Here is a 9,478-nt window from a genome sequence, read left to right as displayed (position 1 = left end):
GTCGGTGCCGATCACGTCCTTGACAACGCTCTTCACGCCCTTTGAGCGGCCTCGTAGTCGCATATAGGCAAGATCGTAGGAGTCGCTGCGGGGATGGCCATCCTGGCTGCGATCCTGACCGTGCGACCTACGCGGCAACGAGCTCGCACCATACGCATTTTCCCCGGTTGCCGTTCCTGGTCAGCGGCTGCCACCCCCACACGTCGGCACAGGCGCGGACCAGTGCGAGACCGCGGCCCTCCTCCGCGTCGACCAAGTCGCCCAGCTTCGATGGAGGTTCGGGCGGCTCGGGGTCAGCGTCCCAGGCGCCGATGCGCAGCACACCGCCGCGCCACCGCAGACGCAGGGCGGCGGGTCCTTTGGTGTGGCGTACGGCGTTGGAGGCCAGCTCTGTCGCGAGGAGCTCGGCGGTGTCGACGAGGCTGATCAAGCCGTGCATCGTGAGGATCAGGCGAACGGTACGGCGACAGACGGTGACGGCGCGCGGGTCGTTCGGGATGTACAGGGAGTACTCCCAGGGTTCGTTATCAGGCATGACAAAACTCCTGTCGGAAGAAGGGAAGTTGGCGAACTCTGCGGCAGGGCGGGCGGTGGCAGTGCCGCAGCCGTCATGGCAGGACGGAGCGGTGCGCTTCCGGAGGTCCCGAACTCCGCAGCGTGTGCGTCGCGTCACCGACGGTAGACTTAACTTTTTAAGTTTCGCAAGCCGGTCGCGTAATCTGGCCCCGAACGAGTAGCGCTTCCAGGCGCGTTGAGAGGAGCGGTAGATGGCGTTGAGGAGCGAGGCGACTGCACGTCAGATGCGTCTGGCGGTCGAACTGCGCAGGCTCCGCGACGCGGCAGGCCTCACCACTCGCGAGGCAGCAACCCTGCTCGGTGTGAGCGCCCCGCAGATCAGCCAGATCGAGGCGGCCCTCGCAGGTGTAAGCGAGAAGCGGCTACGCCGCCTTGCGGCCAATTATGCCTGTTCGGATGCCGAGCTGATCGAAGCACTGGTAGCCATGGCGACTGACCGGACGCGTGGCTGGTGGGAGGATTACCGGGGTCTCCTGCCAACGCAGTTTCTGGATCTGTCCGAGCTGGAGCACTACGCCAGTTACCGGTGGGACGTGGACTTCCTGCACATTCCGGGCCTTCTGCAGACTGCGGACTACGCTCGAGCGCTCTTCTCTTACGTAAACCCGGAGTTCTCGGAGGGCGAGGTGGAGCGCTGGGTGGAACACCGCATGAAGCGCAAAGTCATCATCGAGCGCCCTGAACCGATCCCGTACGCAACCCTGATTCATGAGGCGGCGTTGCGTATCAGGGCTGGCGACCGTGCCGCGACACGGGCTCAGCTTGCCCGCATCCTGGAGCTTTCCGAAGCCGACCACGTCACCGTGCGCGTTATCCCCTTCGAACTGGAGGGCTTCGGAGGGGCTGGGAGCACCATGGTGTACGCGGGCGGTCCCGTCTCCAAACTGGACACCGTGGTGCGAGACGGGCTCAACGGCCCTGTGTTCATCGATGCCGAAGCCCAACTCAGCCGCTATCGAACGCTCTTCCGTAGGGTAGAAGCGGTGTCGCTCGACCTCGATCGGTCGCGTGACTTCATCCACCGGCTGGCGAAGGAGCTGTAAGGACATGACCACCCCCGACACCTGGCAGAAGTCGTCCTTCTCGGGCGGCGGCCAGGGCGACGCCTGCGTGGAGATAGCGAACCTGCGCACCCGAGTCGCGATACGCGACTCGAAGGACCCGGCCCAGGGCACGCTCTCCTTCCCTGCCGACACCTTCACGGCATTCATCAGCACCCTCAAATCCGACACTGGTCGCATCGAAGGCCCGTAGCCTGTTGATGGCCAGGCTCCCCACCGTCGCGTCGCCATGTTCGTCGGCCCGTGCCCGGCGCGGATTCTCGACGCGTCCTCGGTGAACGTCACATCCCGCACGTGGTGCACGGTCACGGCCTCGATGTCCTGTTCCGAGCACGCCAGTTGCCCGGTGCCCCAGGGCTGATGCGTCGCGCGCCACCATGTCCGTGATCGTGTAGATGATCTGGCGTGAGACCTTGCCCGTCTTGATGTCGCGGCGTCGCCGGTGGATCCACGCCGCCTGCACCAGGTGCGGAAACCCCAGGCCCAGATCGGTTACGGTCCGCGCGCGCATCGACTGGGTCTCCCGCCGCCCCACTCCCGGCCTCTGTTCATGCACGGAAGACGGGGCTTGTCCGTGACAGGGGCGCGTCAGCTAGGGTGATCGCCTCGAACTCATGAGTGAGCAGGAGCAACGGGGGTTGCCTTATGTCCACTTGGGTGGACTTTTCGTGCCCTGAAGGGTGCTCGGGCTGGTCGAGCAGGAGCCGGCATGGCTTCTGATTTCTCCCGGCTGATGAAGCAGGACTTCTCCGACCTGGAAGCCGCGGCCAAGGCATGGCGTCAGCTGTCGACGACCATGGATTCCCTCACCGACCGCCACCGTCGGCAGGTCACCGGGCCACTGCACCAATCCTGGACGGGCGACGACGCCGACGCGGCGCTCTTCTATCTGGAGGACGTCGAATCGCGGATCGGTGTGGTCGAGACGGAGGCCATGGCCATCGCCTCCGTCCTGGAATCCACCAGGTTCTGGATGGAGCAGGCCCAGACGGACCTCCGCAACGCGGTGCGGCGTGCGGAGCAGGACCACTTTGAGGTCGACGGCGACGGCTGGGTCAGCGACCCGACGACCACGGACCTGCCACGCCAGGACCCCGACGCGCGCGTGATCATCGCGGACCGCAGCGCCCTGCGCGCGGAGCACCGCGCGGCCATCGACGAGGCCCTGACCGCCGCGCACAAGGCGAGCAACGACGGCGCGAAGGCCCTGGCGGAGCTGAACGGCGACATCCTCACCGACCCGTTCAGCCATGACGCGGCAGCGGAATCCGCCCAGGACGTCAAGAACGCCATGAAGGCTCTGGGTGAGCAGCCCCCGCAGATCCCTGAGGACGATCCCAAGGCCGCTGCCGAGTGGTGGAAGGCCCTCAGTCCCGAGGAGCGTCAGACCTACACCACGCTCTATCCGAAGGAGATCGGCGCGACCGACGGTCTGCCGACGGACGTACGCGACGATGCCAATCGGACGGCCCTCGCCCAGGAGCTCAATCTGCTCCAGGAGGGCAACTACGACGAAGGGTTCCCGGGCGAGAGCCTTGAGACGGTCAACAGGCGCCTGAACAACCTCCAGTTGCTCAACGACAAGCTCGAAGCCCGGGACAGCGCACCGAAGGGCAAGGAGCTGTACCTCCTCGGTTACGACTCCAAGGACGACGGGCGGGCGATCATCGCCATGGGCAACCCGGACACCGCCGCGCATACCGGGATCCTGGTGCCGGGCACCAACACGAACATGGACGCCGTACCCGGTCAGATCGAGCGCATCGGCAAGCTGCAGTCGGCGGCGGAGCAGCAGTCCAAAGGCGAGAGCGTGGCGATGATCACCTGGCTCGGCTACGACGCCCCCGAGGCTTCCATGACCGACTTCAACAGCGTCGGCGGGACCGGGCGGGCCGAGGATGCCGCGCCGGACCTGCGTCAGTTCGTGGCAGGCACGCACGCCTCGCACGACGGGTCGCCGAGCCACACCACCGTCATGGGGCACAGTTACGGCTCCACGGTGGTCGGTGCCGCCGCCTCAGGAGGCTCCGGTCTGGGGGCGGACGACGTCGTGGTGGTCGGTAGTCCGGGGATGACCGTGGACAGAGCGCAGGATCTGCAGATGGATCCGGAACACGTCTGGATCGGCGGGGCGGAGGACGATGCCGTCATCAACCACGCCTCCGACCTCACCCTCGGCCGCAACCCGATGCTTGGAGGCTTCGGTGGCAACAATTTCGGGGTCGACACCCACGGCCACAGTGGCTATTGGGACACGGGCAGCGATTCTCTCAGGCACCAGGGAGCGGTCATCGCGGGCAAGCAGCCTGCGGAGGTGCCGAAGGAGGGCAGCGACATGCCGCCGGGGGCCGACATCGTCCCCGGCCTGTAATCCCCTTCTCCGCACGGTATTGGCTGTTTTCGCGGCCCTGCTCTTGACTGGAGGCTGTATGTCTCAAGGTGACGACCCGAACGCCCCGCTGCCCCGCATGGAAAAGGACGCCGCGCTGAAATGGGCCAAGGACTACACCGCGTACATGGCCCGGCTCACCGACGTCGAGCTCACCCCGTCGACGGCCAAGGTGCACTTCGAGGCATGCATCGGGGAGAACGACGAGGTCGCCGAGGACGGTCGGTACAGCCTCTTCTACTACGTCAACTCCCCGGCCCTCGTCACGGAACACACCCGCGTCGCGCGGACGCTCCGCCGGGAGCTAGCTCAGCAGGGGTACGAGGTCACCTCATACCGGGAGTTCAAGAACGCCTACACGTCGATGATCTTCAGTGCTCGCAACAAGAAGAACTCCTATATGGTCTCGGCCGACACCGTCGGCTCCGGCAAGACGGAGCCACAAGCCCTCTCCTTCGCCATACGCACCCCCTGCATGCTCCCGCCCGGCGCCAAGCAGCAGCAGTTCTGAACGCCTGAGAGGAACCGGACGTGTCCCAGCGCACCGACGTCGCCCCGGCCGAGCTACGCGCCTCAGCCGGAGCCTGCGACGACATAGCCCGAACCATGAAGGGCCCCGCCGACAAGGCGGTCAAGGAGGCCGGGACCGCGGGCGGTTCACTCACCGGTTGGTCGATCGGGCCCGCCCTGACGGAGATCGCCACCAGCTGGAAGCCCGCGCTCAACGGTCTGCACGCCCGCATCCAAGCCGGCGGCGACAACCTCAGGTCGTCGGCAGACGGTCATGAGTGGAACGACGAGCGGGTCTCCCAGGACTTCGAGAAGACCGGCACGGACACCGCGACACAGGTCACCCCCGGTGAGATGCCCGCGGTGCTGCGTCCGAGCGGGGGCGGGCGCCACCCCGTCGGGCACCCGGGCAGCGCCCCGGGCTTCGGCCCCGGCGGCCGGCCATCCGGCGCCGGAGCACCGGACCCGCGCGCCTCGTACGGCACGAATATGCCGACGTACGACGAGATTATCGGCACCCGTCCCACGCCCGGCACGAGCGACTTCGGCTGAGTCGCCACTCCGGCCTGACTGTCACGGACCTGCGCGGCACACGCACCCGGAGGCTGTGCGGACCGGCGGACGTGTGGTGACACGATGTCCAAGGTCGAGCTGTAAGCGGCCCGATGGTCTCTCGGCGTGCTCGCCCTGTCCGGCACCATGAGGTGACACCCCTGTCGGCGCCGGGCCGCGGGTCGACATCGCCCGTGCCGGGACCGCCAGGGGGTTCCTCCTGGGCGCGTGTTGACGTCGTCGCCATTGCCACCGGCGCGGCATGCGCGGCAGGTCGGCTGGTGCACAATGCCTGTGGATCACCGATGGGGTGGCCAGCAGGGGGGAACGGGGGACCGGTCATGCCGATGTACCGCAAGAAGGTGATCAAGCCTTGGCAGTTGGTGCTGCTGGGGCTGCCGCTGATGATCGCCGGTGTGGGGGCGCCTGCCGTCATGATGCCGTCGGCGCTGGCGGACGAGCGAGCGTACACCGCCGCCCCACAATGCCCCGTGGGGACGCCACCGGAGGCACCGGGTGACTGCCTCAGCCGGCGGAATGCCACCGTCCTCGGCAAGGACATCACCGGCGTGGACAAGACCAGGAAGTACTACCTCATTCTCGGTTTTGCAGACGGTTCCCAACAGCGGGTGCGGCTGCAGTCCGGGATCTCCAACCAGAAGAAGGTCGAGCAGGGGGAGCCGGTCACGGTCACCGCCTGGCGCCACGAGATACGCGAGATCGCCACGCGCGACGACGAACTGCTCACCACCACCGCGTACCCCGTAGGGTCGTATCTGCCCCTCATGCTGGTGGCCGTGTCCATGACACCTCTGGGAGGATCGGTGTTGTGGATGGCCTACTGGGTGCGCCGGCTGCGGCATGCTGGCCGCAGCATCGAGTCCGCCGGGCGGTGGCACACCTCGGTCCCGTTCGTGACAGCCATGCTCTACGCCATCGTCGCCGGGGTCGCGGTGGCGGCGTCGCCGACTCTCGCTGTCGGGGCCGCCGCCGCGGGAGTTGCCGCGGTCGGCGCGGTGCTGATCGCCGCCCTGCGCTGGCGGGGGGAGCAGGCCAAGGCGGAGCGGCGGGCTGCCGCGCTGCTGGCCTCCGTCGGGGTGGGCGTCCCGGTGACCGAGATGCTGCTGCCCGCCCGGGTCATCGGCGAGGTCCCCTACAGCCGCGAGGACTGTGACCACCTCGTCGTCGGCCCGGCCGGGCTGACGGCCACGCCCGACCCGCGCGGCCTGGCGGGGCGTATTCCCCTGCCCGCGTCCCTGGCCTTCGTCCGTCTGCACGCCAGTGTGGCGCTGGCCCCGCGGGCGACCGGCCTCGTCCGGCCGCTGTTTGTGGAATGCCGGGACGGCGACCGCGAAGTGCTGATCGCAGTCGGCCGCGATCACGTGCCGTGGGTCCTGGGCGCGTTGCGGGCACAGCCCCAAGGCGTCGGCTACTGAAGTCTGCTGAGCCCGCCTTGGCGCCCCCTACTGGGTCCTTCCGCCTCTCGGAAGGGCTTCGCCGGCGCCCCTGCATGAGCTCGTGAGGCAAGTCCCATGGGCCCACCCATGAGGGTCGGGGCTGCCGTCACGCGAAGAACGCCACCAGCAGGCTGATGACGAGGCCGATCACGCCCACCGCGATCAGGGCGAAGGATGTACGGAACAGGTGCCGGCTCGGCGCCCGCCCGGAGGAGAAGCCGGTGACGGCCCCGAAGAAGCCGATGGTGAGCGGCATCAGGGCGCCGAAGAACCATGCGCACCCGACCGCGATGGCGCCGACCCAGCCGTGGTCCTGCTTGTAGGAGGTGTCGCCGGTCTTGAGGGCCTCGATGACGTAGCCGCGCTGGTGCAGGGCGTCGCTCTTGAGCTCGGCGTTGAGGTCCTTGGCGGTGCCGTCGCTGGCGGTGAAGGTGCCGTAGCAGTACCTGGTCTTGGTCTTCTTCCGTGAGCTGCTCGACGTGCTGGAGCGGTACTTGTAGTCGACGGTGCAGGTCTCGACGGTGAGCTTGCCCGGGGTGGCCGTGGCGTAGGTGTAGGGGCCGAGGTAGGCGCCGAGGGCCAGGAGGACGAGACCTACGAGGATCAGGCCGGCGCCGATGAGGCGGCCGAGGCGCGTCCGGTCTCCCGGTGGGGCGGCGTTCGGCGCGGCGTTCCCGTGCACTTTTGTCATTGAGGGTTCCTCGGAGTGGGGGGTACGGACTTCACGGGACGAGACATCACTCGACCAGACATCACAGGACGAGCGCGCAGACGAGCGCTGCCAGGGCGCCCACGGTGAAGAGGCCGCCCAGAACGGGGCCGGTGGCGGCTCGGGCCGGCAGGCGCTGCCAAGAAGCCGTGAAGCCGGGGCCGTTGCGGGTGCCGAAGCCGGTGAGGAGGCAGTAGACGCCGAATGCCAGCAAGGAGAGGCAGAACGCGAGAATCGCGGCGTCGTCTCCGGGATCCCGGTCCTGCGGCTGTTCGAAGGTGTCGTCCACTTGCACGACGGGGATTTTCGCCCCCGTTTCGAAACGCGATGTCGTGGCCACTGCTACGTCTTCGTAGGTGGTCCCACCTTCTTGTGCGGACCAGCTTCCGGTGCAGCTGAACTTGAGTTCTGTGGAACGCCTGTGCGTGCCGTAGTGGGTTTTCATGTGCGTATCACATGAAGAAACGGTGAGGGTTCCTTCGGTGCCTTCGCCGGCGAGTTCGCTGCGCAGTTCCGGAATGGTCACCACGGCGACGACCACGGCCGCGAGAAGCAGTCCCAGGCCGACGAGTCTTCCCATCCACAGGCTCCGTGTACTGCCGTAACTCGGCTGTGTTGTCAGCACAGTTGACTGTCCCTTGAGTCACTTGACGATCTCTTGACTGGCGGGTTCGCCGAGTCGTGCGCGAGGAGTCTAAGGTATCGGTCCGTCGTGCAATATGAACTGTGGCAAGGGGAGTTCGGGGGAGGACAATGGCGTACGACATCTTTGACGTGGAGACGGCTGTACTCCGGCAGCAGGGGCGGAGCTTCGCCGACCTCGGAGGCGATTTCTCGAACGCCTCCAAGCGGCTTCAGACCACCCTCGAAGGGTTGGGAGAGCCGTGGGCCGAGGCGGACTTCGGGGAGATCTTCGGCCAGGTCTACACGCCGATTCGCGACGGAATCTTCACGTCGATGGACAGCCTCGCGGAACGGCTCCAGAAGATCGGCTACAACCTGCAGGACATGGCAGGTAACTACGACGCCTCGGACGCGTCGAACAGCGGCCTGATGAACGGGATTGCCGGTCAACTTTAATCAAATACGGGGCTATTGGCATGTCGCTCACACTGCCCAGTGAACTTGTCTGGGTGCTTGACCTCCTCGGCTACACCTGGCCCGAGGTCGACGAAGAAGCACTGCACAAGGTCGCCGAGGCCTGGCGGGCCTTCGGCGAGGAACTCGAAGAGATCCAGGTGGAGGGCGAACGCCTCGCCCGCACCGTGGTCTCCCACAACGTCGGCACGGCTGTCGACGGATTCAGCAAGGACTGGGGCGCCTACACCGGCGCGAACGGCGAGGACAGCTACCTGCCGGACGCGAAGACCGCGTGCGAAGTGATCGCCTTCGCCTTCGACGCGGCCGCGGTGGCGGTCCTCACGGCGAAGCTGGCCGTGATCGCCCAACTCGTCGCTCTGGCCATCGAGATCATCGCGGCGCAGGCGGCGGCTCCCTTCACCTTCGGGCTGTCCGAGGTCGGTGCGCTGGGCGCGACACAGGCCACGCGGCTGATCGTCCGGGAGCTGCTGGACAGGCTCAAGAAGGAGGTCATGGAGGCGGTCACCCAGGCCATGGAGCACGCCACCATGGACGCCCTGAAGAAGATCGCCAAGGAGAAGCTCCAGCAGTACGCCAAGGACCAGGCCAAGCAGTTCATCCAGGAGCGGGTGGTCGACGCCGCCAAGGACAAGGCCACCGAGGCTGCCGTCGGAATGGCGCAGAACATCGGCCGGCAGGGTATCGAGACCTACTTCGACGCGCGGTCCGGCATCGACCTCAAAGAGACGGTGGACGTCGCCAGGACGGCGGCCGGCGAGTACGTGGACGGCCTCAAGAACGAGGTCACCGGGGGCGAGGGATCGGCCTTCGCCGACTTCACGGACCCGGCCACGCATGTGAACAACGCCGTGGACACCGCGACGGAGCGTGTCACCGGGGCGGCCGGGGACCGCGTACAGCAGGGTGTCGACGCGCTGACCGGACACGGTGCCCACACCACGCCGGCGCCCGACGGAGCTGCGGCCGCCACCGCCACCGCCAGCGCCTCCGCGGCGAGTTCCGGCTCCTCGGGCACCACGGGGAGCGCGCAGGAGTGGGCTCGGAACGAGTTCGGATGACGCCGCCGCGCCTTTTCATCGCCCTCAACACCCTCAACACCTTCACCGCCGACAGGAAGGACGTA

Annotated in this window: 11 protein-coding genes; 8 read left to right on the top strand and 3 right to left on the bottom strand. The window is 67.2% G+C overall.

The genetic code is table 11. From position 1 onward, the window contains the following. Window positions 1-127: 127 nt before the first annotated feature. Window positions 128-535: an ATP-binding protein gene (locus AQJ91_RS45425; protein WP_067035264.1), complete on the bottom strand. Its 408-nt coding sequence runs from the start codon at window positions 533-535 to the stop codon at window positions 128-130. 232 nt (window positions 536-767) lie between these two features. Here AQJ91_RS45425 and AQJ91_RS45420 point away from each other — a divergent pair, with 232 nt between their 5' ends. The 6 genes from AQJ91_RS45420 (at window position 768) to AQJ91_RS45395 (ending at window position 6,524) form a co-directional block, all read left to right on the top strand. Then, window positions 768-1,619, top strand: coding sequence for a helix-turn-helix domain-containing protein (locus AQJ91_RS45420; RefSeq protein ID WP_067035260.1), 852 nt, complete (start codon window positions 768-770; stop codon window positions 1,617-1,619). Between the two features lie 4 nt (window positions 1,620-1,623). Further along, complete coding sequence (locus AQJ91_RS45415) at window positions 1,624-1,830, top strand: DUF397 domain-containing protein (RefSeq protein ID WP_067035258.1); 207 nt, start codon at window positions 1,624-1,626, stop codon at window positions 1,828-1,830. Between the two features lie 516 nt (window positions 1,831-2,346). Then, window positions 2,347-4,008: an alpha/beta hydrolase gene (locus AQJ91_RS45410; RefSeq protein ID WP_067035255.1), complete on the top strand. Its 1,662-nt coding sequence runs from the start codon at window positions 2,347-2,349 to the stop codon at window positions 4,006-4,008. Between the two features lie 58 nt (window positions 4,009-4,066). Continuing rightward, on the top strand, window positions 4,067-4,537 hold the full coding sequence (locus AQJ91_RS45405) for a hypothetical protein (protein WP_067035252.1): 471 nt from the start codon (window positions 4,067-4,069) through the stop codon (window positions 4,535-4,537). 20 nt (window positions 4,538-4,557) lie between these two features. Beyond that, window positions 4,558-5,088, top strand: coding sequence for a type VII secretion target (locus AQJ91_RS45400; RefSeq protein WP_067035249.1), 531 nt, complete (start codon window positions 4,558-4,560; stop codon window positions 5,086-5,088). Window positions 5,089-5,429: 341 nt separating this feature from the next. Next, the gene (locus AQJ91_RS45395; protein WP_067035245.1) at window positions 5,430-6,524 is read left to right on the top strand and encodes a hypothetical protein; all 1,095 of its coding nucleotides are present in this window, start codon (window positions 5,430-5,432) and stop codon (window positions 6,522-6,524) included. A gap of 127 nt (window positions 6,525-6,651) precedes the next feature. On the opposite strand, the gene AQJ91_RS45390 is transcribed toward AQJ91_RS45395, so the two are convergent. Both AQJ91_RS45390 and AQJ91_RS45385 read right to left on the bottom strand, forming a co-directional pair. Next, the gene (locus AQJ91_RS45390; RefSeq protein ID WP_159054808.1) at window positions 6,652-7,236 is read right to left on the bottom strand and encodes a hypothetical protein; all 585 of its coding nucleotides are present in this window, start codon (window positions 7,234-7,236) and stop codon (window positions 6,652-6,654) included. A gap of 61 nt (window positions 7,237-7,297) precedes the next feature. After that, entirely contained in the window at window positions 7,298-7,834 is a 537-nt protein-coding gene (locus AQJ91_RS45385) for a hypothetical protein (RefSeq protein ID WP_067035239.1), read from the bottom strand. Window positions 7,835-8,007: 173 nt separating this feature from the next. Between AQJ91_RS45385 and AQJ91_RS45380 the strand changes: the two genes are divergently transcribed. Together AQJ91_RS45380 and AQJ91_RS45375 are read left to right on the top strand one after the other, a co-directional pair. Further along, on the top strand, window positions 8,008-8,334 hold the full coding sequence (locus AQJ91_RS45380; RefSeq protein WP_067035237.1) for a hypothetical protein: 327 nt from the start codon (window positions 8,008-8,010) through the stop codon (window positions 8,332-8,334). Window positions 8,335-8,354: 20 nt separating this feature from the next. Beyond that, window positions 8,355-9,413 carry a WXG100-like domain-containing protein gene (locus AQJ91_RS45375; RefSeq protein WP_067035234.1) on the top strand — a complete coding sequence of 353 codons (1,059 nt, stop codon included), beginning with the start codon at window positions 8,355-8,357 and terminating at the stop codon, window positions 9,411-9,413. Window positions 9,414-9,478: the final 65 nt, after the last annotated feature.

Source organism: Streptomyces dysideae, from assembly GCF_001514305.1.
Taxonomy (GTDB): Bacteria; Actinomycetota; Actinomycetes; order Streptomycetales; family Streptomycetaceae; genus Streptomyces; species Streptomyces dysideae.
Note: the sequence above shows the minus strand (reverse complement) of the source record. Positions and strands in the feature narration are given on the sequence as shown.

Coding starts and splice junctions, on each gene's coding strand:
- AQJ91_RS45420 (WP_067035260.1), top strand. CDS start 768: ATGGCGTTGAGGAGCGAGGCGACTGCACGTCAGATGCGTCTGGCGGTC.
- AQJ91_RS45380 (WP_067035237.1), top strand. CDS start 8,008: ATGGCGTACGACATCTTTGACGTGGAGACGGCTGTACTCCGGCAGCAG.
- AQJ91_RS45410 (WP_067035255.1), top strand. CDS start 2,347: ATGGCTTCTGATTTCTCCCGGCTGATGAAGCAGGACTTCTCCGACCTG.
- AQJ91_RS45415 (WP_067035258.1), top strand. CDS start 1,624: ATGACCACCCCCGACACCTGGCAGAAGTCGTCCTTCTCGGGCGGCGGC.
- AQJ91_RS45395 (WP_067035245.1), top strand. CDS start 5,430: ATGCCGATGTACCGCAAGAAGGTGATCAAGCCTTGGCAGTTGGTGCTG.
- AQJ91_RS45375 (WP_067035234.1), top strand. CDS start 8,355: ATGTCGCTCACACTGCCCAGTGAACTTGTCTGGGTGCTTGACCTCCTC.
- AQJ91_RS45390 (WP_159054808.1), bottom strand. CDS start 7,236: ATGACAAAAGTGCACGGGAACGCCGCGCCGAACGCCGCCCCACCGGGA.
- AQJ91_RS45385 (WP_067035239.1), bottom strand. CDS start 7,834: ATGGGAAGACTCGTCGGCCTGGGACTGCTTCTCGCGGCCGTGGTCGTC.
- AQJ91_RS45405 (WP_067035252.1), top strand. CDS start 4,067: ATGTCTCAAGGTGACGACCCGAACGCCCCGCTGCCCCGCATGGAAAAG.
- AQJ91_RS45425 (WP_067035264.1), bottom strand. CDS start 535: ATGCCTGATAACGAACCCTGGGAGTACTCCCTGTACATCCCGAACGAC.